The organism is Roseinatronobacter ekhonensis, from assembly GCF_900499075.1.
In the GTDB taxonomy this organism is placed as follows: domain Bacteria; phylum Pseudomonadota; class Alphaproteobacteria; order Rhodobacterales; family Rhodobacteraceae; genus Roseinatronobacter; species Roseinatronobacter ekhonensis.
On the sequence record NZ_UIHC01000004.1, the window covers coordinates 30,108 to 53,368 of the forward strand.

Sequence of the window (23,261 nt, forward strand, 5' to 3'; positions counted from 1 at the left end):
CATGGCCACGCGGCCCGAAACGTTATTTCCGCTTTTTGGGGCGCTGGACGGGCTGGACGGGATCGGCCCCAAGACCGCGCGCAATTTCGAAGCGCTGGACATCGCAACCCCGCGCGATCTTTTGTTCCACTTGCCGCAGGGCGTGATCGACCGGCGCAGGCGCAACACACTGATGGGATTAGATTTTCCGGCTATTGCCACGGTAGAGGTGCAGGTCGGCACACATCATGCGCCACGCACGCGCGGGCGGCCCTACCGCATATTTGTGCGCGACGCAGAGATGGAATTCCAACTCGTGTTCTTTCACGCGCGCGGCGACTACCTGCAAAAGTTGCTGCCCACAGGTCAGCGGCGCGTGGTGTCGGGCAAGGTCGAACTGTTCGACGGGATCGCACAGATGGTGCATCCCGACCATGTCTTGCGCGCGCAAGAGGCCGAGGCCCTGCCGCAATTTGAAGCGGTGCACGCGCTCTGCGCGGGTGTGTCGCAAAAGCTGATCTCGCGCGCTATTGGCAGTGCGCTCGAACGGCTGCCCGCGCTGGAGGATTGGATCGACCCCGCGCTGAAGGCCCGAAAGGGCTGGCCAGATTGGGCGGATGCAGTGCGCACGGCCCATGCGCCGCAAGGTCTGGGTGATCTTGCGTCAGAAGCGCCTGCGCGCGCCCGGCTGGCCTATGACGAGGTCTTCGCTCATCAACTGACGCTGGCGCTAGCGCGGGCGACAGCGCGCCGCAAACCCGGACGGGTGACGCAGGGCACAGGGGTTTTGCAGCGGCAGGTGCTGGCATCTTTGGGGTTTGCACCCACTGGCGCGCAAACCCGCGCGGTGCAAGAGATTGCCGCCGATATGGCCAGCCCGCGCCGCATGAACCGGCTGTTGCAGGGCGATGTGGGCGCGGGCAAAACGCTGGTCGCAATGCTTTCGCTGCTGATCGCCAACGAGGCGGCCGGGCAGGGCGTGTTGATGGCCCCGACTGAGATCCTTGCGCGTCAGCATCTGGAAAGCCTGACGCCCCTGGCGCAGGCGGCGGGCGTGCGGCTGGAGCTGTTGACCGGTCGCGACAAAGGCGGCGAGCGGGCGACAAAACTGGCCGATCTGGCGGCGGGGCGGATCGACATTCTTGTCGGCACCCATGCAGTGTTCCAGAAAGGCGTCGAGTTTGCCGATCTGCGGCTTGCGGTAGTGGATGAGCAGCACCGTTTCGGCGTCGCGCAGCGCGCCGCATTGGCAGCGAAAGGCGAGGGGGCGGATGTGCTGGTCATGACCGCCACTCCCATTCCGCGGTCGCTATCCTTGGCGCAATACGGCGATATGGATGTGGCGGTGCTGGACGAAAAACCGCCCGGTCGCAAGCCGATCACCACCGCGCTTGTGGCATCGGCGCGGCTGGACGAGGTGGTGGCCAAACTGCGCCACGCCATTGCAGAGGGGCGGCAGGCCTATTGGGTCTGCCCGCTGGTCGAGGATAGCGAGGTCAGCACCCTGACCGCTGCGCAAACCCGCTTCGAACACCTGCGCGCGGCATTCGGTGAAAATGCGGTCGGGCTGGTGCATGGGCAACTGCCGCCCGCCGAGAAAGACGCCGCAATGGCGCGCTTTGCCGCCGGGCAGACGCAGCTTCTGGTCGCCACAACGGTCATCGAAGTGGGCGTGAACGTGCCCAATGCGACCATCATGGTGATCGAGCGCGCCGAGAGTTTCGGGCTGGCGCAATTGCACCAGTTGCGGGGGCGCGTGGGGCGCGGGGGGGATGCCTCGACCTGTTTGCTGATTTATGAGCCGCCGCTGGGAGAGACCGCCGCGCGCCGCTTGAAACTATTGCGCGACACTGAAGACGGGTTTCGCATTGCCGAAGAAGACATGGCCATTCGCGGCGCGGGCGACCTGATCGGCACGGCGCAATCGGGACTTCCGCGCTTTCGCGTGGCCGATCTGGAACGACAGGCCGCGCTGATGGCGCTGGCCCAGTCGGATGCGCGCAAGCTGCTGCATGACGACCCGCAACTGGAAACCCCGCGCGGTCGTGCCGCCCGTGTTGCGCTCTGGCTGATGGAGCAGGACAAGGCGATCCAATATCTGTCAATCGGCTAATGTTCCAATTTGGTTCTTGACTAAAAGTGGAACAAATGTGAACATAAGGTTAACAGAGCAAAGGAGGTAGCCCATGTCATCCCTGCAAAGCAAAGCCGGACGCGCGATGTTTCTGCAAGACCTGTGCGGCGGCGTGTCGCTTGTCGTGCTGGTGGTTGCCGCCTTTCATCTGCCGCTCATTGCCTGAGCCTGAGGGCGTCTGACTGCGCGCCCGACCTGACCTGACTTTCGCCGCCATGCGCCCCCACGCATGCGCGGCGATTTTTTATCCGGCCATTTGCCAAAGCTCTTTGCTGTGGTTATCTGGGGCGAAGCAGGAAAGGGTAGCGCATGGACAAGGTTCTGAACATCGTCGGTGGTGGCATGGCGGGCGCAGAGGCCGCGTGGCAGGCTGCCAATCTGGGTGTGGACGTGGTCATCCACGAAATGCGCCCCGATGTGGGCACGTTCGCGCATCAGACGCAGCATTTGGCGGAGATGGTCTGTTCCAACTCTTTCCGCTCGGATGATGACGAGAATAATGCGGTTGGGCTGCTGCATTGGGAAATGCGCGCCGCTGGCGGGTTGATCATGGAAATGGCCGACGCGCATGCCCTGCCTGCGGGCGGGGCTTTGGCCGTCGACCGCGACGCATTTGCAGCCGATGTAACTGCGCGCCTGCTGGCCCATCCGCGCATTCGCGTACAGCGCGGCGAAGTTACAGCGCTGCCCGATCAGGGTCAGTGGATTTTCGCCACCGGGCCGCTGACATCGGGCGCCTTGGGGCAGGCCATCGCGGCGGAAACCGGCGCAGAGGCGCTCGCGTTCTTCGACGCCATCGCTCCCATCGTTTATTTCGACAGCATCGACATGTCGAAAGCGTGGTTCCAGTCACGCTACGACAAGGGAGAGACCGAGGAACAACGCCGCGCCTATCTGAACTGTCCGATGGACCGTGATCAGTATGAGGCGTTTATCGACGCGCTGCTTGCGGCGGAAAAGACTGAATTCCACGAGGGTGAAACCGCCGGTTATTTCGACGGCTGCCTGCCGATCGAGGTCATGGCCGAACGGGGCCGCGAGACATTGCGCCATGGTCCGATGAAACCCGTCGGGCTAACCAACCCGCATATGCCGGACGTGAAACCCTACGCCGTGGTGCAATTGCGCCGCGACAATGCGCTTGGCACCTTGTACAATATCGTGGGGTTCCAGACCAAGATGAAGTATGGCGCGCAAGCCTCTGTTTTCAAGTCAATTCCGGGTCTAGAAGAGGCGTCTTTTGCGCGCCTTGGCGGCATTCACCGCAACACATTTCTGAATTCACCGACCCTGCTGGATGACCAGTTGCGCTTGCGCAAGCGTCCGAACCTACGGTTTGCGGGGCAGATAACGGGGGTCGAAGGATATGTCGAATCTGCCGCGATGGGCCTGCTTGCCGGGCGCATGGCGGCGGCGGACTTGCTGGGCAGCCATGTGCCCGCCCCGCCCGGTGACACCGCGATGGGGGCGCTGATCCACCACATTACCGGGGGCGCAGAGGCCAAGACTTTTCAGCCGATGAACGTGAATTTCGGGCTGTTCCCTCCGATAGAGGCGCGCGGTGGGCGGCGCGGACGGCGCGAACGCTACAAGGCGTATACTGACCGGGCCAAGGCCACGTTCCGCAACTGGCTGGCCGCGCAGGCGCGCCCCGATGCCGCCTGAGGGCGCGGTCACACGCTTCGCCCCGTCGCCCACTGGCCCGCTGCATCTGGGCCATGCCTATGCCGCGCTTGTCGCCGCGGGACGGGCAGGGCCATCGGGCAAGTTCTTGTTGCGTATAGAGGACATCGACCGCGAAAGGTGCCGCGAAAGTTATATTCGCGCGATTGTTGATGATCTGACATGGCTTGGTCTGACTTGGCACGGGCCCGTCTGGCGGCAATCCGACCATCTGGCCGCCCATCGCGCGGCGCTGAAACGGTTGGCGGCGGACGGGCTTTTGTATCCCTGTCGCTGCACGCGCGGCGATATTCGCGCGGCACTTTCGGCGCCGCAAGAGGGGGCGCCGGTGATCGGGCCTGACGGTTTCGTCTATCCCGGGGCCTGTCGCGGTCGCACCATGGCCGAAGCCGGCGCGCAAGATGCCCTGCGTCTGGACATGCGCCGCGCGCTGGCCCGCGTCGGGCAACTCTCTTTCACAGAAAACGGCCCGCTAAGGGGTGGGCATCATCGGATCGACCCGGATTGGATGATCGCCAATGTCGGCGATGTGGTTCTGTCGCGCCGTGATATGGGGACTAGCTACCACCTGTCGGTGGTCATGGATGATGCGGCCCAAGGCATAACCGAAATCACCCGTGGCGTCGATCTGTTCGATGCCACCGGAATCCATGTTCTGCTTCAGGCATTGCTGGAGCTTCCGTCCGTAACTTATTGGCATCATGACCTTATACGTGATGATGCGGGCAAGCGACTGGCCAAGCGCGATGATGCGCGCGCGCTGTCGACACTGCGCGACCAAGGCGCGACACCCGCGGGCATTCGCGCTAATCTGGGTCTGCCACCGGCGCCATGATTTCCACTTCGGCCCCGTCCCGCAGGGCGGTGTAAAAGCACGATCGCCGGTTGGTATGGCAGGCCGGTCCGGTCTGGTCCACCAGCACCAGCAGGCAGTCGCGGTCGCAATCCACGCGCATGTCGACCAGATGCTGCACATGGCCCGAACTTTCGCCCTTGACCCAGAACGCCTGCCGCGACCGGGACCAATAGGTTACACGGCGCGTCTGAAGTGTGCGCGCGACCGCGTCGGCGTTCATCCACGCCATCATCAGCACATCGCCGTTCTCGGCGTCCTGCGCGATGGCCGGAATCAGCCCGCGCTCATCATATCGTAGGGTTTGCGGATCGAAATTCATGGGCTATGTCCTCTTGCAGACAGCAATACCCTGCCACGCCGCCAAGGAAAAGCCATGAGCGACAACGCCGAGATGATGAAGCTCTATTCCGCCCGCATTCTGGCGCTTGCGGCCGATATTCCCCATCAGGGGCGGATGGATGCCCCGCAGACCAGCGTCAAGCGCCGTTCGCCGCTATGCGGGTCGACCGTCACTGTCGATCTGGACATGGCGGGTGGTCGGATATCCGGTTTTGCGCAAGAGGTGAAAGCCTGTGCGCTGGGGCAGGCTGCCGCCGCGATCCTAGGGCAGGTCGTGATCGGGCGCAGTGCGGAGGAACTTGCGACCGCGCGCGCGCAACTCCACAGCATGCTGACAGCCGATGGTCCCGTGCCCGATGCCCCGTTCGACGGGTATGAAGTGCTTTTGCCCGCGCGCGAGTATCGCAACCGCCACGCGTCGATCCTGCTCGCGCTGGATGCGACGCTGGAGGCCAGCCAGACCCTGACCCAAGACGCCCCGACCTGATTTCATCCTTGCCCAAATATCCTGGGGTGAATGGGGCCAAAGGCCCCAGAGGGGCAACGCCCCTCAGGTCACGACATCGGGCGTCTCGCGTCCCAGCCGGGTCTTGATCCCGGCAAGGGCTTCGGCGGCTGCAATCACATCGACCAGCGCCGCTTGCGGGTCCATCCCGAAATCCGCGCTTTCGAAGTTTTCCATGTAAACACGCAAGGTCGCGCCGTCGGTGCCCGTGCCCGACAGCCGCAGCACAAGCCGCGCGCCCCCCTCAAACATGATCTGGATGCCTTGCGCCGCGGTCACGGACCCGTCGACCGGATCGGTATACGAAAAATCCTCGGCCTCGCTGACCACCAAGGGGCCCGCGGGCAGGTCTGCCAGCTTGTCCAGTTGCGCCCGCAAATCCGCAATCAGCGATTCGGCGGCGGTCTTGTCCACGCCTTCGTAATCGTGGCGGGAATAATAGTTGCGACCGAATTCGGCCCAATGCGCGGCCATCACCTCTGCCACTGACAGGCGTTTCGCGGCCAGAATGTTCAGCCACATCAGCACCGCCCAAAGCCCGTCTTTCTCGCGCACATGGTCAGAGCCGGTGCCCGCAGATTCCTCGCCGCAAAGCGTGGCGCGGCCCGCGTCCAGCAGGTTGCCGAAAAACTTCCAGCCCGTGGGCGTGGCGTAGCAGGGCAGGTCGCGCGCTTGGGCCACGCGGTCCAGCGCCGCGCTTGTTGGCATTGACCGGGCCACACCGGCCAGCCCGCGTGCATATCCCGGTGCGACATGGGCATTTGCCGCGATCACCGCCAGCGAATCAGAAGGTGTGACGTAGGTGCCGCGCCCCACGATCATGTTGCGGTCGCCATCGCCGTCAGAGGCGGCGCCGAAATCGGGCGCATCATCGCCCATCATCAGCCCCATCAGTTCATGCGCCCAGACCGGGTTCGGGTCGGGGTGGCCGCCGCCGAAATCAGGCAGGGGGGTCGCGTTCATCACCGCGCTTTCGGGCGCGCCCAGTCGGTTAACCAAGATCTCGCGCGCATAAGGTCCGGTGATCGCGTGCATCGCGTCAAAGCGCAGGGTAAAGCCGCTGGTCATCAGCGCGCGGATCGCATCGAAATCGAAAAGCTGCTCCATCAGGGTGGCGTAATCCGCGACGGGGTCCACTACTTCTACGGTCATGTCGCCCAAGGTGGTTGTGCCAAGTGCGCCAAGGTCCAGATCCGCGCTGTCGAGGATGTGGTATTCCGTCACGGCTTCGCTGGCTTTGAAGATCGCATTCGTCACGCTTTCGGGCGCGGGGCCGCCATTGGCGGTGTTGTATTTCACGCCGAAATCGCCATCGTCGCCGCCGGGGTTATGGCTGGCCGACAGGATGATCCCGCCATCCGCGCCGCGCGTGCGGATCAGGTTCGATGCCGCCGGGGTTGAGAGCAGTCCGTTTTGCCCCACGATCACCTTGGCTGCCCCGCTGGCGGCGGCCATTTTCAGAATGGTTTGCGTGGCGTCCACATTGAACGCGCGCCCGTCGCCGCCCAGCACCAGTGTTTTGCCTGCGACCCCGCCGATCCCCGTCCAGATGCTTTGCACGAAATTTTCCAGGTAGCGCAGCGCGCGGAACTGGGCGGTCTTCTTGCGCAGGCCCGATGTGCCCGGTTTTTGACCTTCGATCGGCGTGGTTGGGATGGTCTGGATCATACTGCCCTCGGGGTTTTGGTTTTTCTTATCATCCCGTATTGCGGCTTTATGTCAAATTGTTGAAGTCTTCTTGCAATATTGGGGCGCAAAGACTTGGCAATGAAGGGCATATTATGCGGATACTGGTGTTTAACGCGGGCAGTTCGTCGCTGAAATTCGGGGTGTTCGACCTGTCGGGCCAGTCTTTGGCGGGGGCGCAGGAACGGTTGCGCGGCACGCTGGACAGGTTTTCGTCCGAAGGGTGCGATCTGAAACTGGCAGACATGGCCAAGACCCGCGCCACGCCGCGCGATCTGGCGCAGGCCACCGCGTATGTGCCAAAGCTGCTGGCCCAAGCGGGGCTGGACGGTTTTGACGCGATTGCCCACCGCATTGCCCATGGTGGCGACCGGTTTGACCGCGCGACACGTCTGGACCCCGCCACGCTGGACCAGATTCGCGCCCTGACTCCGCTGGCGCCTTTGCACAACCCCGCCAACCTGTCCGGTGTAGAGATGGCGCAAACCCTCTGGCCCGATGTGGCGCAATGGGGTGTGTTCGATACGGCCTTTCACCTGAGCAACCCCGCCCGCGCGACCACATATGCCGTGCCACAGTCGTGGCGCGATGCGGGGCTGCGGCGCTACGGGTTTCACGGCACGTCGCATAAATATGTGGCGCACCGCGCGGCGGATGCGTTGCAAACCCCGCTGCGCGCGTTGCGGCTGGTCAGCCTGCATCTGGGCAACGGGGCTAGCGCCTGCGCCATTGCGGGCGGGCAATCCGTTGACAGCTCGATGGGGCTGACGCCGCTCGAAGGGTTGGTCATGGGCACCCGGTCGGGCGATGTGGACCCCGGTCTGTTCGGGTTCCTGCACAGAGAGATGGAGTTGAGCGCGCCGCAGGTCGAGGACGCGCTCTATCGCGACAGTGGCCTGAAGGCGCTGGCGGGCGTCGCCGATATGCGCGAGGTGGAGGCCCGCGCAGCGGCAGGCGATGCTGCGGCGCAACTGGCGATCAACCTGTATGCCTACCGCGCGCGCAAATATGTCGGCGCCTATGCGGCGGCGATGGGGGGCCTGGATGCGCTGGTCTTTACCGGCGGCATTGGTGAAAACTCGGCCTCTATGCGGCGGCGCATTTGTGACGGGCTGGAATTTCTGGGGCTGCGTCTGGATGACGACCGCAATGCGACCGTGGCGCTAGGGCATCGCGCCGCGCCGCAAATTCAGGCGTACGGTGCGCGGGTAAATGTGCTGGTCACGCAGACTGCTGAGCAGTTGATGATCGCGCAAGAGGTGGCGTCTGCCCTGCGCGTGGCGCGTCCTGCGCCCGCGCGGCGCTTGCCGGTTGCGGTGTCGGCGCGGCATGTGCATCTGGACCGCGTGGCGGTCGATGCGTTGTTCGGGGCCGGATACGACCTGACCCCCGCGCGCCCCTTGCGCCAGAAAGGGCATTGGTCCGCGGAAGAACGGGTTTCGCTGGAAGGGCCGAAAGGGCGGCTGGAACATGTCGCCATTCTTGGCCCCTTGCGCTCGCATACTCAGGCCGAGATTTCGCGCACCGACAGTTTCGCGCTGGGGGTGGATGCGCCGGTGCGACAGTCGGGCGATCTGTCGGGCGCAGCGCGTATCCGGCTGCACGGGCCTGCTGGAACTTATGACACGAACGGCCTGATCGTTGCTGCGCGTCATATCCATATGTCCAGCGACGATGCGCAGGCATGGGGGCTGTCGGATGGTGATATGGTCGATGTCAGTCTGGACGGGGCCGCGCGCGGGCTGACCTTTACCCATGTTCTGCTGCGTGTGTCCGACAAGGCCACGACCGAAATGCACATAGATACCGACGAGGCAAATGCCGCGGGCATTCGCGGCGCGGTCGAGGGAGAGATCATGGGCGATGTGCAGATCACCCAGCGGCATGGCTGACTGGCTGGCGCAAGCCGGTTAGGCCGCGGCAACCGTGCCATGCATGGATTGCACAGAGACGGACGCGGAACTGACCGTCCCGCCCTGATTGGCCATGACCTGTTCGACCGCATACATATGGTCGACCATCAAGCCGGCAATGCGGGTATTGCCTTGGTCCAGATATCTTTGCGCTGCCCGCGCATAATTATCATAGTTGTTTTGAAGCTGGGCGTTCGTGTGGTTCCAGTTGGAGATCTGTTCTACAAGACCGCCCGGCCCCTCGATCCATTCCCGCGTTGTGAACAAGCCGGTGAATTCCCAGCCGCCTCCAAGACCGCCAAGTTCGCCGAGTGAGGCAACTTCCACACCGCTCAGCGCGGCTTGTGTGTCCGCGCCAAGATCATTCGTGCCGGTGCGAACAGAGATAACGCTGGCCATCCCGATCCCGACAATAGCGGCCCCAAGTATGACCCAATCAACGGTAACAGCACCGGATTGGTCGTGGATGAAATTGTTTTTCCGTTTCATGGCAAAAATCCCGCACCGCAATCACGATGCAAGATCATCCTTAAAAATGGCAAAATTCGATCAGAAATCAGTTTTTTTGGCTAAATCAGGGGGCTGCGCTGTCCAGCCAGATCGTGACCGGCCCGTCATTGACCAGATGCACGGCCATCTCTGCCCCGAATTCTCCGGTTTCCACGGCCACGCCCAACCCGCGCAGGGTTTGCGCGAAATGCAGATACAGGCGTTCCGCCTCGGCGGGCGGCGCGGCGGTGGAAAAGCCGGGGCGGTTGCCGCTGCGCGTATCGGCGGCCAGCGTGAACTGGCTGACCACCAATGCGCCGCCGCCGGTGTCTTTCAGCGCAAGGTTCATTTTGCCAGCACCGTCGCGGAACATGCGCAGCTTATGGATTTTCGCGGCCATCTTTTCGGCATCGACGACCGTGTCGCCCTGCATGGCACAGATCAGTATCAGGGCACCGGGGCCGGTCTGGCCAATAAGGCTGCCATCAACCTCGACCCGCGCCTGTGCGACCCGCTGGATCAGCGCGCGCATGGGTTACAATTCTGCCCGTGTCGGCGGGTTAGCGCCCGCCCGCGCGACCGTCACGGCGGCCGCTTTTGCCCCAAGGGCAAGGGCGGTCTGAAGCGCCTCTGCGTCCAGCGTCGCCACGGCATCGCGGGTCAAAAGCCCTGCGTCGTCCAGTGCAGCCAGAAAGCCCGCATTGAACGTGTCGCCCGCGCCGACGGTGTCGACCACCTCGACCCGGTTTGCCGCGGCATGCGCCACGCCGCCCGCGTGGAACGCGCGCGCGCCACTGGCCCCTTCGGTCACGATGACCACGCGCGGGCCGCGCGTGCGCAGCCCTTCGGCCAGATCGGCAATCTCGCCCGTGCCCATCAGCCAGTGCAGGTCTTCGTCGGATACTTTGACAATATCGGCCCGCGCCAGCATCGCATCCAATCGCGCGCGATAGCCGCTTTCGTCCCGGATAAAGCCGGGGCGGATGTTGGGGTCCATCATCACGACACGGTCGCCCGCATGCGCGCACAACGTCGCAAAGCCGGTGCCACAAGGGTCGCTGACCAATGAAATACCGCCAAAGAACAGCGCCTGCACGCTGTCATCCAGCACCGGCAATTCGGCCAGCGCCATCTCGCGCAGTGCTGTGCCGGTGTCGTAGAAAGCGTATTGCGCCTGTCCGTTGGTCAACGTCACGAAGGCCAGCGTGCAGGGCCGGTCCACAGCGGGGGAGAGCGCATGCGCCACGCCCGCCCCATCCAGTGCCGCGCGCAGGCGCTGGCCGAACATGTCATCCGACATCGGGCAGAAGAACCCCGTGCGCACCCCCAGCCGTCCCAGCGCAATGGCCGTGTTGAACACCGCGCCACCGGGGTAGGGGGTGAAAGCATCCTCGCCCGCACCGGTTTCGCGCGGTAGCATGTCAATCAATGCTTCGCCGCAACACAGGATCATGGCTTGGCCCCTTTTCAAAATCCGCCCATCTCTGCGACATAAAAGGCGCCCGCCACGAAAACTAGCCCCAATGTTACCGCAAACGCAATCTTCCATGCCGAATAAGGCCGTTCGCCCTGCACGCGACCTGACTGGCCATTGACGATGAAACGGTAACTTTTGTCTTTGTAGCGATACGCGGCCATCCAGATCGGCAACAGCACATGCTTGAACCGCTCATCGGCATAATCGGTGTCAACGCTGTCGATGCGCTGCTCGTCGCCGCCAATGTCGCGTCGGATATCCGCCGCAATCACATCGGCCATACGTTCCTTTCCGATCTCAAAACCGGGGGCCAGATCGACGGTGTAGCCCTCGGCGCGAAAGCCCGACAGGTAGTCGGTGGCATAGGGGGCCAGCTCGCCCAGTGTCCAAGGTTCCAGCGCGCGCAGGTTCTTGCGCGGAAGTGACTCGCTCGCGACCACCAGAACATCGCTGAACTGCCGGGCCACGCGGCCAGAGGCGCGTGTCCAACGGGTCCGCCGCACGGTGCGTTTGTCCTTGCCGCTGCCCACGGTCACATAATAATGCGTTCCGCGCTGGCCGCTGTAGCGGGTGTGGGTGTCGGCATCAAAAGCCCAATAGGGCAGGTATAGCCCGTTCAACTTTCCGGTCTGCCGAGCGTATTGCGCCAGCCCGTTGGGGGCGAACCACAGGCTTTTCAGCCATTTGGTCATCTTGGCATGGGCGTCATCCTGGCCCAATTTGAACGGCAGCAGCGCCTGCGGCTTGATATGTCGGTGCGCGCCGGTATCAGCCACCACGGGGCTGGCGCAGAACGGGCATTCGGTGGAATGGATATTTGGGTCGAACTGCACTTCGGCCCCACATGTATCGCAATGCGACACACGGGTTTCTTCCATCGCATCCGGGGCCAGTTTTTCAGCCAGCGCCGCGTGCAGATCCAGCGTTTGCAACGCGTCGGCGCGCGCATCCTCGGACACTTCCGGTACGGGCTGGGCAAAACCGCAATATTCGCAGGTCAGGCTGCCTTGTCCCGGTGTGAACCGCAACGATGCCCCACATTGCCCGCAGGGGAAGCGATGTTCTGTCGTCGCGTCCGTCATCGGCCCCGCTCTAGCTGCGTGCGTCGCGAACGGGAACGGTTTCGCCAACCGGCCGCGACTTCATCTTGCCCGAAATACTCAAAAACCGGACATCTCTCACATCGTGACCGGCGGGGGTGGGGGCGGCATGGCCGAAAACAGGCTGCGCAACGCCGGCACATCGCCCGCCTTGGCCCAGCCGCTTTGCCCTTCGGTCCAGACCAGCGTGTCGCGCGTGATCTGGGCTGCAAGCTGGCTCTGCGGGATGGGCCCACGGGTCTGTCCGTTCTCGGCGATATGCCACATGGTTTCCGACGGGGGCGGCGGCGGTGGGGGCGGCGCGGCAGCCTGTGCGGGCTGGCCAAAGCCCTGCGCCATCCCCATGCCCATCGCCATGCCCATCCCGGCGCCCAAGCCCTGACCCATGCCGCTATCGCCCGCCTCTGCGGCCTTGGACATCGCTTGTGCGGCGGAAAACTGGCTGTATTTGTTCAGATCGCCGACGATTCCCATGCCGGTGCGCTGGTCCAGAACCTTTTCCACCTCTGACGGCAGAGAGATGTTCTCGATGTACAGCTCCGGCATCTCCAGCCCGTAGGCGCTGATCGTGGGGGCGACGGCTTCGGCCACCACGCGCGACAGGTCCATGGTGTTTGCCGCCATGTCCAGCGCGGGAATACCGCTGGCCGCCAGCACGCGGCTGACCTTTTGCACCACGATATTGCGAATCTGGCCCGCGATCTCATCTTGGGTAAACTCGCCATCGGTGCCGACGATCTCTGTCATGAAGCGCGGCGCATCCGTCACCCGCATGGTGTACGACCCGAACGCGCGCAGCCGCAATGGCCCGAATTCAGGATCGCGCAGCATCACGGGGTTCTGCGTGCCCCATTTCAGGCCCGGAAAACGCCGCGTGTTGACGAAATAGATTTCCGACTTGAACGGCGAAGAAAAGCCGTGATCCCAATGCTGCAAGCTGGTCAGGATCGGCATGTTGTTGGTTTCCAACATATACAGGCCCGGCCCGAACACATCGGCCAACTGCCCTTCATGCACGAACACCGCGACCTGCCCCTCGCGCACCGTCAGCTTCGCGCCATACTTGATCTCGTTGCCATAACGCTCGAAGCGATACACCATCGTGTCGCGGGACTCGTCGGTCCAGTCGATCACGTCGATGAACTGACCCTTCAGGAAACTGAAAACCATGTCTTTGCTCCTTGGCCCCGATGTTGGGGCAAATATTGCCTAACTCTGCCCGCCGATCAACTCTGCCGCGATGCGCCGGACGATGGGGCGGGCCTGTTCGGCGGTCATGCCGGGGCGCAGGCGCGGGTCATAGAGCACGCGCAGAAGCTGCTCGTCCAGCACCGTCAGCACGGCGAATTCTGCGCTGTCATTGAACAGCGACGGGCGCGCGACGGGGCTGTCATTGGCTAGCCCCAGCCCTTGGGCGATCTCCTCAGAGTAGCACATGTCGCGGGTCCGGTCCGGCAGTTCGGCGCGGATGATCGCCACCGCGTCGGAATAGACATTGGTGCCGCTGCGCGAGAAGGCCAACACAAGGCAGGATACACTCAGCGGCAGATCCTGCACCAGCGTCTGACTGGCCCGGTCTATCCCCGGCACCAAAGCACGCAGACGCGGCGCAATGGCGCGGCGCTCGCCTTCATCCAGCACCAGAACCGTGAAATTCCCGCGCTCATCCGTGGTCGTGACGGGATGGTCGGCCACGCGCGACAGCCGCGCCGCAAGCTGTCTGACAACGCGGGTATCGCGCTGGCGCTGCGGGGCAGCGGTGGTGTCGCCAAATTCCAGTGCGATCCGCACCGGTGCATCCCAGCGGCGCAAGGGCGCTTGATCGCTGCGCTGCACAATGCTGTCGCGCTCAAACTGGTATTCATCGCGCAAGGCGACTTCGGCAAAGGCGCGCTCTATCAGGCGGGCATTGACCGGCAGGTCGCGGGGCGCACGCTCCAGTCGCAACAAGCCCTGCGTGATCCGGCGTTGCTGTTCATTTGCGAAATACGTGGCCACCGCGCTTTGCGGCGTCTGCGATTGCTCTGCCTGGGCCGATGTGTCGGGGGGTGGAGCAGGCGCGGTTGCAAGGGGCGCTTGCAGCGCACACCCCGCAACCGCCATGACGGCCGCGCAGGCCAGCCCGGTCACACCCTTCTTGCTGGCCCTCGCCTGCATCCGACGTTACCCTTGCTCTGCGACGTCCCCGGACTTGGCGCGCGCCGTCGCAGAGGATAGCGATTTGCGCAGCTCCACTTCCATCTTGCCCAATTCTTCTTCTGCAGCCGCTCGTTTGGCGCGGCCCGCATCGGCAATTTGCAGACTGTCTTCGATGGTGGCGATCAGTGTCTCGTTGGCCTTCTTGACCGCCTCGATATCGAACACGCCGCGCTCTATTTCCTCGCGCACTTCGCGGTTGGCTTCGCGCAGGTTGTCGGCATTGGCGTTCAGCAGGTCGTTGGTCAGGTCGTTGGCTGCCCGCACCGAAGCCGCTGCCTCGCGCGACCGCTGGATTGTCAGTGCCTGCGCAAGCTGGGTTTCCCATAGCGGTACGGTGTTGACGAGCGTCGAGTTGATCTTGGTGACCAGCGATTTGTCGTTTTCCTGCACCAACCGGATCGACGGTAGCGATTGCATTGTCACCTGACGCGTCAGTTTCAGGTCATGCACGCGGCGTTCTAGATCATCCCGCGCGGCGCGCAGATCACGCAATTCCTGCGCCTTCAGGATCTTGTCGGCGTCTGGTGCTGCCTCGACCTCGGCTTCCTTGGCCGGAATATCGGTCGCGTCCAGTTCCTTCAGCTTGGCTTCGCCCGCGGCAATGTACAGCGCAAGCTCGTGATAGAAATCGAGCGTCTTCTCGTACAGTTTGTCGAGCGACTTGATGTCTTTCAGCAGCGTCGTCTCATGCTCCAGCAGGTTATCGCTGATGCGGTCGATCTGGTCCTGAACGTTATTGTAACGTTCCTGGAATTTCACGATGGGCGCGGCGCGGCCCAACAGTTTTTCCCACCAGCTGCGCTTGCGGCGGGTGTCCAGCTCGCTGACCGAAAAGCCGCGCAGCGTTGTCACCATGCTGCGCAGCCCGTCGCCGGCCGGGCCCAGGTCCTTGTTTTTCACATCCGCCAGCATGGACTGGCTGATCTGCTGCAATTCCATCTGCGCGCGAGAGCCGAACCCGATAATGCTGGATGTCTCGCCCATGTCGATTTCACTCATCCGCGTGCGGATTGCGGCGACCTCTGGCTCCGGGGCTTCGTCGATCGTGACCACCGCATTCGCGGGCTCGACAAGCGGGCGGGCCACGATCTCGTCTATTTCCTTGGTCAGCCCTTCGGCCTTGGTACGAATAGTCTGTGACATGGGTTCCCTTTCCCCGATGTTAATCTCTACATACCGTGGCCCTCAGGCCTCGCGGCGCAATCCTTCGCGGTCCAGCCTTTCGCGCAAAACCTCGATTTCAATTTCCAGATCGGTGCGGTTGTCTTCCAGCAGCGCCTCGCGCCGCAGGGCGAACTGGCTTTCCAGATCGTCCAGCAGTGCCTCATACTCGTCGCGCGCCTGCGGGTCGCGCCCGCGCGCATAGAAATCTGCAAATTTCACCGTCGCGTCGCGCGCGCCGGTCAGATACACGCCCAGATAACGGCGGGCGGCGTTCAACTGGCGCGGATCGTCCTGCACAGTGCGAAACAGCGGGCGGATATTTCCGGCAAAGACAGCGACACGGTCGACCAACTGCCGGTCGCCTGCGCGGCGGATCGCATCGGCCATCTCTGAAAGCGTTTCTTCGGCATCTTCTACGGCGCGCGCGGCGCGGTCGGTCTGGTGGGCGTCGATCCCCTCCATCCCCTTGTTGCGCAGCGGGTCCGCGCCAAAGGCGGCAAAATGCAGCCCCGCGCCCAGAACGCCAAAGATCACGGCCTCGACCATGCCACCGGCAAGCCCGGCCAGCCCAAGCCCCGCGCCCGTCAGCACAGACCCGAATATCTTGCGTGGAATGGCCGGACGGCGCGCGACCTTTCGGGCGTCATATGCCGCCTGCGCCAGCATCCCCTCGCGCGTCAGCCAAGCCGCCAGCATCAGAACTGCAAAGGCAGCCAGGTTCAACGCCAGCCCGACCGGGTCGTTGAAAAACGCGCGCAGGGCAAAGGCGAAGGGCAGCACGAATAACAGGTTCACACGCGCGCCCACAGGGTGCTTGCGGGCCATTGCAGGCGTGACTGCCGGAATGTCAGCGGCATGTGCGCCCGCCGCGCCGGGGCTGTAGCGCCCGCCAAACCGTTGCCCCATGCCCTCAGCCTCCGATGATCGCGACGTATAGCATCAGGGCCACCAGCAGCGCATAAGAGGTTTTCTGCAACCCTGTCGATGTCATGACCCCAACGCCTTCTCACCATCTAATACCTTCGTAGATATATGGGATCGCCGCGCATATTAAAAGACAAAGCCCGGCCCAGCTCTCGAAAAAGCTGTGGGGGCAGTGCTAGCTGGTGCGGCGCGGCGGTTTGCGTGGTGTCGTCTGGGCGGGGCGCGGGCCTTTCGGTTTGCCGCGCGGGGCTGCGGGTTTCGCAGATCCGGTGCGCTTTGCCTCCCCGTCGGGTGCGTCCTCTCCCAGTTGCTCGCGCAGAACCTTGGGTTTGACCTGCTCTACCGCGCCGCGTTTCAGGGTGCCAAGCTGGAACGGGCCGTAACTCACGCGAATCAGCCGGTTCACACTCAGCCCCACATGGTCCAGCGCGCGGCGGATTTCGCGGTTGCGGCCCTCGCGGATGCCGATGGTCAGCCACGCATTGGCGCCTTGCTGGCGGTCGATGGACACCTCCATCGGCTGGAACCGCTCGCCCTCGACAGTTGCGCCGTTGCGCAGCGGCGCCAGAACAGCGTCGGTCGGCGTGCCATTCACCCGCGCCCGGTAGCGCCGCAGCCAGCCGGTGCTGGGCAGTTCCAGCCGCCGCTTCAACGCGCCGTCATTGGTCAGCAGCAGCAAGCCTTCGGAATTGAGGTCCAGCCGCCCCACCGACATCACCCGCCCCAATTCGGGCGGCAAAGCGTCAAATACCGTGGGCCGTCCCTGCTCGTCGCTGGCGGTTGTCACCAGCCCCAATGGTTTGTGATACATCCACAGCTTGGTGGGGTCTGCCTGGGGCAGGGGTTTTCCATCCACCATCACACGGTCGCGTGGCCCGACATTCAGCGCAGGGCTGTCGATCACCTGGCCATTAACCTTAACGCGCCCCTCGACGATCATAATCTCGGCGCCGCGCCGCGATGCAACACCGGCCCGCGCCAGAACCTTGGCAATCCGCTCTCCCGGCCTCACATCATCTGCCATGATACAACCTGTCTTTCATCCTTGCCCAAATATCCTGGGGTGAATGGGGCCAAAGGCCCCAGAGGGGCAAAGCCCCTGAAACTGGCCCAATCAGGGCCGCCAGCGCAGGAAATTCGCGATGATCCGCAAGCCCGTTGCCTGCGATTTCTCGGGGTGGAACTGCGTGCCCAGGACATTGCCGCGCGCCACGATGGCCGTGACCGTGCCGCCATAGGCGACATGCGCCAAACGGTCATTCGTGTCTGTGACATCGAACTGGTAGCTATGCACGAAATAGGCGTGATCGCCCGTGCTCACGCCGTCCAGCACCGGGTGCGGGCGCGCGACCACCAGGTCGTTCCAGCCCATATGCGGCACTTTCAGTGTCGTATCTTCGGGCGCGATCCGCACGACCTCGCCGCCAATCCAGTCCAGCCCCGCGACATCCTCGTATTCGCGGCCCCGCGTGGCCAGCATCTGCATGCCGACACAAATGCCCATGAAGGGCACGGCACGGGTCTGCACGGCCTCGCTCAGCGCCTCGACCATTCCGTCCACAGCGCCCAAGGCCCGGCGGCAGGCCGGAAACGCGCCATCGCCCGGCAGCACAACGCGGTCGGCGCGCGCCACATCTTCGGGGCGCGAGGACACGATCACAGCGCCGCCATCCACCTCGGCGGCCATGCGCTCGAACGCCTTTTGCGCGGAATGCAGGTTGCCGCTGTCGTAATCGACCAGAACCGTCAGCATGCCGGCCTCACAACGCGCCCTTGGTGGACGGGATCGCATCCGCCTGCCGTGGGTCGGGCTCCACCGCCATGCGCAGCGCCCGCGCCAGCGCCTTGTAGGCCGCTTCGGCAATGTGGTGGCTGTTGATCCCGTGTACGCGGTCCATATGCAGGGTTATGCCGCCATGCGTGCTGATCGCCTGAAAGAACTCGCGGACCAATTCGGTATCGAACGTGCCGATCTTCTGTGTCGGGAACTCGACATTCCACACCAGATAGGGCCGCCCCGACAGGTCCAGCGCGCAAAGCAGTTGCGCGTCATCCATCGCCAGCCGGCATTCGCCGTAGCGCCGGATACCGCGCTTGGTCGCCAAAGCCTGCGCCAGCGCCTGACCAAGGGCGATGCCCACATCCTCGACCGTGTGGTGGTCGTCGATATGCAGATCGCCCTTGGCGCGCACGGTGATATCAATCATCGAATGCCGCGCCAATTGATCCAGCATATGGTCAAAGAAGCCGACGCCGGTCTGGCAGTCGTAGATGCCGGTGCCATCCAGATTTACGCTCACCGAAATCTCGGTTTCTGCGGTTTTGCGGGAAATCTCTGCCTTGCGCATGCTGTCACCTGTCTGTCGCTTGGGGCAGGGTATAGGCGCTTGCGTGCGGCGGGGGAAGGGGGCAATCATGCGCCCAAAGAAGGAGTGTTTCATGACCATCCATATCGGGGCCGAGCCGGGCCAGATTGCCGAAACCGTCCTGATGCCGGGCGATCCCCTGCGCGCGAAATGGGCGGCCCAGACGTTTCTCGACGCGCCCGAATGCGTCAACGAGGTGCGCGGCATGCTGGGCTATACCGGCACATGGCGGGGCAACCGGGTCACGATCCACGGCTCTGGCATGGGCATGCCGTCGCTGTCGATCTATGCCAATGAGTTGATCCGCGACTATGGGGCCAAGCGGCTGATCCGTGTCGGCTCGGCGGGTGCGATGCAGCCGGATGTCGCGGTGCGCGACATCGTACTGGCGCAGGGCTGCACGGCGATCTCCACCCCCTCACGCGGGATATTGCGCGAAGTGAACCTTGCACCGCTGGCCGATTTCGACCTGCTGCTGGCCGCGCACAAGGCCGCCAAGGATACCGGCGCACAAGTGCATGTCGGCAACATCTATTCCTCGGACGTGTTCTATGACGAACGGCCCGATCTGAACGAGATCATGCAGCGCCATGGCGTTCTGTGTGTCGAGATGGAAGCCGCAGAGCTTTACACCCTCGCCGCGCGCCACGGCGTACAGGCGCTGGCGGTCCTGACAATCTCCGATCACCTGCTGACCGGCGACGCATTGCCTGCCTCGGAGCGCGAACAAAGCTTCGGCCAGATGATCGAAATCGCGCTGAAGGCGGCGTTCGAGGAGTAGGCGCGCTTGGGTGGCCTAGGTGGCACATTCGCCACAGGGCGCGGGTGCCGGGAAAGGCAGGGGCGTTCGGCGCTGGATCAATCTGTCGGATTCGCGGTATCCACGGCTTGAGGCAGGCAAAAACAGGCAACCACAATAGGTTGCACCATGAACTTCATCTCTCGGCGCGGGTTTATCGCGTCTGCGACATCCGCGATTGCACTGGCCGGTTGCCAGAGCACCACGCAATCCGGCACCACCACGCGCACCACGGCGGACGGTCGCCCCATCGCCACAACCCGGGCTGAGCCGTTGAACGCGGTTGCGGCGCGCTTCGGGATAGAGCCGGTCAATTACGCCGCCCGCCCAGATGGCCCGCACGAGATGCAGGCGGCAGGTGTCAGCATGCTTGCGCCCGAACATCACCGCCAGGTCGTGCCTTACAGTGGTCCTTACAAGCAGGGCACCCTTGTCATCGACAACGGCAAGCGGCAGTTGTTCCTGATCCTGAGCGAGGGCCACGCGCTGCGCTACGGCATTTCCGTGGGGCGCGAAGGGTTCACATGGCGCGGCAGGGGCACGATCTACCGCCGGGCGCACTGGCCCACATGGACACCCACGGCGAACATGATCCGCCGCACCCCGGCGCTGCGCGAATATGCGGGCGGTTATCCGGGCGGGCCAAGTAACCCGCTGGGCGCGCGCGCGCTGTATTTGCTGACGGGCGGTGCGGATCGCGGCTACCGTATTCACGGCACGCCGGAATGGTGGCTGATCGGGCAATATGTGTCCTCTGGTTGCATTCGCATGATCAATCAGGACGTCGCGGATCTGTATGAACGCGTGCCCAACGGCGCGCGGGTCATCACGATCTGACACACGCAACGGTCCCGAAAGGGTTTGGTGCAAGATGGCTGCCGGGGTCGGGATCGCGCACGGGCGCGGCACCGCTTTCTGTTGAAATCTACGGAACAGACGGTGGTGCTCCCTGCGACGTCGGGTGTCGCAACGGCTAAAGCGCGGGCGTGACGCTGCCGTAACATTCGCTTGAGTTCCTTGCCCGAGCGCCTATCCTGCGGCGCAGCATCAAAGGGGCTAGAATGCCGAAATACCTCACCCTCACCGATTATGCCTTGATCACCAATTCCGCCCCGATCAAGCGACAGACGCATGGCTGGCGGGCCAAGTGCCTGCAACGGCTTGTCCGGCTGGACATGCCGGTGCCGCTGACCATTGCGCTGTCATTCGGTGTGGTGCGCGAGATCGCAACTGGCGCACAGATGAACCTGCGGCATTTGCTGGGGCATTTTCCCGAAGGACAGCTTTTGTCGGTGCGTCCGAGCGCCGAACTGCCCCAATGGGGCGGGCCGGCGGCAGTGCTGAATATCGGGATGAATGACGCGATGCACGAAAAGCTGTCGGCCAGCCATGGTGAAGATGTGGCGACCGCGCTTTACCTGCGTTTTGTGCAGTCCTTTGCGCAGCATGTCGCCCGTCTGGACCCGGACATGTTCGATGTCGATGTCCCGACGCGTGCGGCGCTCGATGCGGCGCTGCGGGCCTACGAGGATGAGATGGAAGACCCGTTTCCGCAATCGGTTGCGCAACAACTGGCCGATGTCCTGCGCTCCATGGCGCGCGCGTGGGAAGGGACATCTGCGCGGCTGTTGCGGCAGGCCAAGGGCGCCCCGGTCGATGCGGGGCTGGGGCTTGTCGTGCAGGCCATGGCCGGTGGTATGGGCGTGGGCTACGGCACGACGGATGAGTGTGGCGTGGGCATGATCCGTTTCATCGACACCACGACAGGTGCTCCGCAGGTGATGGGCCGGTTTCGGCCTGACCGCGAGCGCCAGGACGACGAGGTATTGTTCCTGACCAAGGATGCGCGTGGCCCATCGCTGGAAGAGCGAAGCCCCGATGCTTTCGCGCAATTGCTGGAATACGGCGCGAATGCTCGCAAGCGCCTGCGCGAGGAGATGGAGATCGAATTCACGCTGGAAGATGGCAAGCTGTGGATACTCGACGCGGTCACGGTGCCGCGGTCGTCGCGCGCCGCGGTCCGCGTGGTGGTCGATCTGGCCAATGACGGTGTTATCCTGAGAGACGAGGCGCTGAGCCGGATCGCGCCGAAGGCATTGGGCGAATTGCTGCATCGTCAGGTCGATACCAAGGCCCGCCCGACCGTTCTGGGGCGCGGGATTGCCGCCAGCCCCGGTGCGGCTGTGGGGCGTCTGGTATTCACCTCTGCCGCAGCCCAGGCGAGTGCGGCGCGGGACGAGCCCTGCATTCTGGCCCGGCGCGAGACCACGCCGGAAGATATTCGCGGCATGCATGCCGCCAGTGCCGTGCTGACCGAACGCGGCGGCATGACCAGCCACGCCGCCGTTATCGGGCGCGGATTGGGCGTGCCGTGTGTGGTGGGCGCATCGCAAATCACCATTGATGCGCGGCGCAAGATCCTGCGCTCCAACGGGCATACCTTGGCAGAGGGCGATCTGATCACCATTGACGGCACGAACGGGCTGGCACTGGCAGGCGAGGTGGCGCTGCTTGAACCCGCGCTGGATGACCGCTTCACCACATTGCTGGACTGGGCGGATGCGCGGCGCGATATCGGCATCCGTGCCAATGCCGACACCCCCGCCGACGCGCGGATCGCGCGCGAGTTCCGCGCCCAAGGCATCGGGCTGTGCCGGACAGAGCACATGTTCTTCGAGGAAGACCGCCTGACGCTGATGCGCGAGATGATCTTTGCGGATACGTCAGAGGACCGACGCGACGCGCTGGACCGCTTGTTGCCCATGCAGCGTGCCGATTTCATCGACCTGTTCGAGATTATGCAAGGCCAGCCTGTCTGCATCCGGCTGTTCGATCCGCCCTTGCACGAATTCCTGCCGCATTCGCGCGAGGGGATGCGCTTTCTGGCCGATGCGCTGGACAAACCCTTGTCCGAAATCACCCGGCGGGCCGAGGCGCTGGCCGAATTCAACCCCATGCTGGGCATGCGCGGGGTGCGGCTTGGAATTACCATCCCAGAGATCTACGAAATGCAGGCCCGCGCCATATTCGAGGCCACGATCGAGGTGACGCGCCGGGGCGCGCCTATCGTGCCAGAGATCATGATCCCGCTGGTATCTGCCATGCGCGAGGTCGAACTTGTTAAATCGCGCATTGACGCCTGTGCCGCGCAGGTGCGCGGGCGCGCAGGTGTTGATTTTGATTACAAACTGGGCGTTATGGTCGAAACTCCGCGTGCGGCGCTGCGCGCCGATGACATCGCCCAACACGCGGCGTTTTTATCCTTTGGCACCAACGACCTGACGCAGATGACCTATGGTCTGTCGCGCGATGATGCGGGGCGTTTCATGTCGGATTATGTGCAACAGGGCGTGTTTGCCGAAGATCCGTTCCATACCCTAGACGAGGACGGGGTCGGCGAGCTGCTGCGCTTGGGTGCCGCGCGCGGTCGCAAGTCGCGTGACGATCTGACGCTGTCCATCTGTGGCGAGCATGGCGGAAGCCCCGAAGCGATCCGTTTTTGCCGTGATCTGGGCTTTGATTACGTCTCTTGTTCACCGTTCCGGGTGCCGGTGGCACGACTGGCGGCGGCACAGCTTGTCATCGCAGAGCAGGGCTAGGCCACCGGGCTGGACTTTTCCCGCGTTTTTCGGTATCCCTCAACATAAT

At 63.6% G+C, this 23,261-nt stretch carries 21 protein-coding genes; 8 read left to right on the forward strand and 13 right to left on the reverse strand.

Annotation, left to right across the window (positions count from 1 at the left end; genetic code table 11):
* Position 1 precedes the first annotated feature (1 nt).
* The 3 genes from recG to gluQRS all read left to right on the forward strand — a co-directional run bounded on the left by recG (position 2) and on the right by gluQRS (position 4,631).
* Positions 2–2,092 carry an ATP-dependent DNA helicase RecG gene (gene recG, locus ROE7235_RS02935; RefSeq protein WP_121093176.1) on the forward strand — a complete coding sequence of 697 codons (2,091 nt, stop codon included), beginning with the start codon at positions 2–4 and terminating at the stop codon, positions 2,090–2,092.
* 330 nt (positions 2,093–2,422) lie between these two features.
* On the forward strand, positions 2,423–3,778 hold the full coding sequence (trmFO, locus tag ROE7235_RS02940) for a methylenetetrahydrofolate--tRNA-(uracil(54)-C(5))-methyltransferase (FADH(2)-oxidizing) TrmFO (protein ID WP_121093177.1): 1,356 nt from the start codon (positions 2,423–2,425) through the stop codon (positions 3,776–3,778).
* On the forward strand, positions 3,768–4,631 hold the full coding sequence (gene gluQRS, locus ROE7235_RS02945; protein ID WP_121093178.1) for a tRNA glutamyl-Q(34) synthetase GluQRS: 864 nt from the start codon (positions 3,768–3,770) through the stop codon (positions 4,629–4,631). The genes trmFO and gluQRS overlap by 11 nt, the downstream gene beginning before the upstream one ends.
* Here the strand turns inward: gluQRS and hisI are convergent.
* On the reverse strand, positions 4,603–4,971 hold the full coding sequence (hisI, locus tag ROE7235_RS02950; protein WP_121093179.1) for a phosphoribosyl-AMP cyclohydrolase: 369 nt from the start codon (positions 4,969–4,971) through the stop codon (positions 4,603–4,605). The genes gluQRS and hisI overlap by 29 nt on opposite strands.
* A 54-nt stretch (positions 4,972–5,025) precedes the next feature.
* On the opposite strand from hisI, the gene ROE7235_RS02955 reads away from it, so the two are divergent.
* A complete protein-coding gene (locus ROE7235_RS02955; protein ID WP_121093180.1) occupies positions 5,026–5,478 on the forward strand; it encodes an iron-sulfur cluster assembly scaffold protein in 453 nt (150 codons plus the stop codon).
* Between the two features lie 63 nt (positions 5,479–5,541).
* On the opposite strand, the gene ROE7235_RS02960 is transcribed toward ROE7235_RS02955, so the two are convergent.
* Positions 5,542–7,164, reverse strand: coding sequence for an alpha-D-glucose phosphate-specific phosphoglucomutase (locus ROE7235_RS02960; protein WP_121093181.1), 1,623 nt, complete (start codon positions 7,162–7,164; stop codon positions 5,542–5,544).
* A 113-nt stretch (positions 7,165–7,277) separates the two neighbouring features.
* On the opposite strand from ROE7235_RS02960, the gene ROE7235_RS20495 reads away from it, so the two are divergent.
* Positions 7,278–9,074 (forward strand): acetate/propionate family kinase, encoded by a 1,797-nt coding sequence (locus tag ROE7235_RS20495; protein ID WP_121093266.1) that lies wholly within the window; start codon positions 7,278–7,280, stop codon positions 9,072–9,074.
* Positions 9,075–9,092: 18 nt separating this feature from the next.
* On the opposite strand, the gene ROE7235_RS02970 is transcribed toward ROE7235_RS20495, so the two are convergent.
* The 11 genes from ROE7235_RS02970 to hisB all read right to left on the reverse strand — a co-directional run bounded on the left by ROE7235_RS02970 (position 9,093) and on the right by hisB (position 18,796).
* A complete protein-coding gene (locus tag ROE7235_RS02970) occupies positions 9,093–9,584 on the reverse strand; it encodes a hypothetical protein (RefSeq protein ID WP_121093182.1) in 492 nt (163 codons plus the stop codon).
* 85 nt (positions 9,585–9,669) lie between these two features.
* Positions 9,670–10,116, reverse strand: coding sequence for a D-aminoacyl-tRNA deacylase (dtd, locus tag ROE7235_RS02975; protein ID WP_121093183.1), 447 nt, complete (start codon positions 10,114–10,116; stop codon positions 9,670–9,672).
* Between the two features lie 3 nt (positions 10,117–10,119).
* Entirely contained in the window at positions 10,120–11,037 is a 918-nt protein-coding gene (locus ROE7235_RS02980) for a carbohydrate kinase family protein (RefSeq protein ID WP_121093184.1), read from the reverse strand.
* 14 nt (positions 11,038–11,051) lie between these two features.
* Complete coding sequence (locus tag ROE7235_RS02985) at positions 11,052–12,143, reverse strand: TFIIB-type zinc ribbon-containing protein (RefSeq protein WP_121093185.1); 1,092 nt, start codon at positions 12,141–12,143, stop codon at positions 11,052–11,054.
* Positions 12,144–12,239: 96 nt separating this feature from the next.
* A complete protein-coding gene (locus tag ROE7235_RS02990; protein WP_121093186.1) occupies positions 12,240–13,331 on the reverse strand; it encodes an SPFH domain-containing protein in 1,092 nt (363 codons plus the stop codon).
* Positions 13,332–13,370: 39 nt separating this feature from the next.
* Positions 13,371–14,318 (reverse strand): DUF2927 domain-containing protein, encoded by a 948-nt coding sequence (locus tag ROE7235_RS02995; protein ID WP_121093187.1) that lies wholly within the window; start codon positions 14,316–14,318, stop codon positions 13,371–13,373.
* Between the two features lie 6 nt (positions 14,319–14,324).
* Positions 14,325–15,503, reverse strand: a complete 1,179-nt coding sequence (locus ROE7235_RS03000) for a toxic anion resistance protein (RefSeq protein WP_121093188.1) — start codon at positions 15,501–15,503, stop codon at positions 14,325–14,327.
* A gap of 42 nt (positions 15,504–15,545) precedes the next feature.
* Entirely contained in the window at positions 15,546–16,430 is an 885-nt protein-coding gene (locus tag ROE7235_RS03005) for a 5-bromo-4-chloroindolyl phosphate hydrolysis family protein (RefSeq protein ID WP_121093189.1), read from the reverse strand.
* Between the two features lie 193 nt (positions 16,431–16,623).
* Complete coding sequence (locus ROE7235_RS03010) at positions 16,624–17,472, reverse strand: pseudouridine synthase (RefSeq protein WP_121093190.1); 849 nt, start codon at positions 17,470–17,472, stop codon at positions 16,624–16,626.
* Positions 17,473–17,562: 90 nt separating this feature from the next.
* Positions 17,563–18,201 (reverse strand): imidazole glycerol phosphate synthase subunit HisH, encoded by a 639-nt coding sequence (gene hisH, locus ROE7235_RS03015; RefSeq protein ID WP_121093191.1) that lies wholly within the window; start codon positions 18,199–18,201, stop codon positions 17,563–17,565.
* Between the two features lie 7 nt (positions 18,202–18,208).
* Positions 18,209–18,796 carry an imidazoleglycerol-phosphate dehydratase HisB gene (gene hisB, locus ROE7235_RS03020; protein ID WP_121093267.1) on the reverse strand — a complete coding sequence of 196 codons (588 nt, stop codon included), beginning with the start codon at positions 18,794–18,796 and terminating at the stop codon, positions 18,209–18,211.
* A 91-nt stretch (positions 18,797–18,887) separates the two neighbouring features.
* Here hisB and deoD point away from each other — a divergent pair, with 91 nt between their 5' ends.
* The 3 genes from deoD (at position 18,888) to ROE7235_RS03035 (ending at position 23,212) form a co-directional block, all read left to right on the forward strand.
* Positions 18,888–19,595, forward strand: coding sequence for a purine-nucleoside phosphorylase (gene deoD / locus ROE7235_RS03025; protein WP_121093192.1), 708 nt, complete (start codon positions 18,888–18,890; stop codon positions 19,593–19,595).
* A gap of 147 nt (positions 19,596–19,742) precedes the next feature.
* Positions 19,743–20,450 carry a L,D-transpeptidase gene (locus tag ROE7235_RS03030; protein WP_220669532.1) on the forward strand — a complete coding sequence of 236 codons (708 nt, stop codon included), beginning with the start codon at positions 19,743–19,745 and terminating at the stop codon, positions 20,448–20,450.
* Positions 20,451–20,674: 224 nt separating this feature from the next.
* Positions 20,675–23,212, forward strand: coding sequence for a putative PEP-binding protein (locus tag ROE7235_RS03035; RefSeq protein ID WP_121093193.1), 2,538 nt, complete (start codon positions 20,675–20,677; stop codon positions 23,210–23,212).
* Positions 23,213–23,261: the final 49 nt, after the last annotated feature.

What these genes read in the sequence shown, in the direction of transcription:
- recG (WP_121093176.1), top strand. Translation starts at nt 2, where the DNA reads ATGGCCACGCGGCCCGAAACGTTATTTCCGCTTTTTGGGGCGCTGGAC.
- trmFO (WP_121093177.1), top strand. Translation starts at nt 2,423, where the DNA reads ATGGACAAGGTTCTGAACATCGTCGGTGGTGGCATGGCGGGCGCAGAG.
- gluQRS (WP_121093178.1), top strand. Translation starts at nt 3,768, where the DNA reads ATGCCGCCTGAGGGCGCGGTCACACGCTTCGCCCCGTCGCCCACTGGC.
- hisI (WP_121093179.1), bottom strand. Translation starts at nt 4,971, where the DNA reads ATGAATTTCGATCCGCAAACCCTACGATATGATGAGCGCGGGCTGATT.
- ROE7235_RS02955 (WP_121093180.1), top strand. Translation starts at nt 5,026, where the DNA reads ATGAGCGACAACGCCGAGATGATGAAGCTCTATTCCGCCCGCATTCTG.
- ROE7235_RS02960 (WP_121093181.1), bottom strand. Translation starts at nt 7,164, where the DNA reads ATGATCCAGACCATCCCAACCACGCCGATCGAAGGTCAAAAACCGGGC.
- ROE7235_RS20495 (WP_121093266.1), top strand. Translation starts at nt 7,278, where the DNA reads ATGCGGATACTGGTGTTTAACGCGGGCAGTTCGTCGCTGAAATTCGGG.
- ROE7235_RS02970 (WP_121093182.1), bottom strand. Translation starts at nt 9,584, where the DNA reads ATGAAACGGAAAAACAATTTCATCCACGACCAATCCGGTGCTGTTACC.
- dtd (WP_121093183.1), bottom strand. Translation starts at nt 10,116, where the DNA reads ATGCGCGCGCTGATCCAGCGGGTCGCACAGGCGCGGGTCGAGGTTGAT.
- ROE7235_RS02980 (WP_121093184.1), bottom strand. Translation starts at nt 11,037, where the DNA reads ATGATCCTGTGTTGCGGCGAAGCATTGATTGACATGCTACCGCGCGAA.
- ROE7235_RS02985 (WP_121093185.1), bottom strand. Translation starts at nt 12,143, where the DNA reads ATGACGGACGCGACGACAGAACATCGCTTCCCCTGCGGGCAATGTGGG.
- ROE7235_RS02990 (WP_121093186.1), bottom strand. Translation starts at nt 13,331, where the DNA reads ATGGTTTTCAGTTTCCTGAAGGGTCAGTTCATCGACGTGATCGACTGG.
- ROE7235_RS02995 (WP_121093187.1), bottom strand. Translation starts at nt 14,318, where the DNA reads ATGCAGGCGAGGGCCAGCAAGAAGGGTGTGACCGGGCTGGCCTGCGCG.
- ROE7235_RS03000 (WP_121093188.1), bottom strand. Translation starts at nt 15,503, where the DNA reads ATGTCACAGACTATTCGTACCAAGGCCGAAGGGCTGACCAAGGAAATA.
- ROE7235_RS03005 (WP_121093189.1), bottom strand. Translation starts at nt 16,430, where the DNA reads ATGGGGCAACGGTTTGGCGGGCGCTACAGCCCCGGCGCGGCGGGCGCA.
- ROE7235_RS03010 (WP_121093190.1), bottom strand. Translation starts at nt 17,472, where the DNA reads ATGGCAGATGATGTGAGGCCGGGAGAGCGGATTGCCAAGGTTCTGGCG.
- hisH (WP_121093191.1), bottom strand. Translation starts at nt 18,201, where the DNA reads ATGCTGACGGTTCTGGTCGATTACGACAGCGGCAACCTGCATTCCGCG.
- hisB (WP_121093267.1), bottom strand. Translation starts at nt 18,796, where the DNA reads ATGCGCAAGGCAGAGATTTCCCGCAAAACCGCAGAAACCGAGATTTCG.
- deoD (WP_121093192.1), top strand. Translation starts at nt 18,888, where the DNA reads ATGACCATCCATATCGGGGCCGAGCCGGGCCAGATTGCCGAAACCGTC.
- ROE7235_RS03030 (WP_220669532.1), top strand. Translation starts at nt 19,743, where the DNA reads ATGAACTTCATCTCTCGGCGCGGGTTTATCGCGTCTGCGACATCCGCG.
- ROE7235_RS03035 (WP_121093193.1), top strand. Translation starts at nt 20,675, where the DNA reads ATGCCGAAATACCTCACCCTCACCGATTATGCCTTGATCACCAATTCC.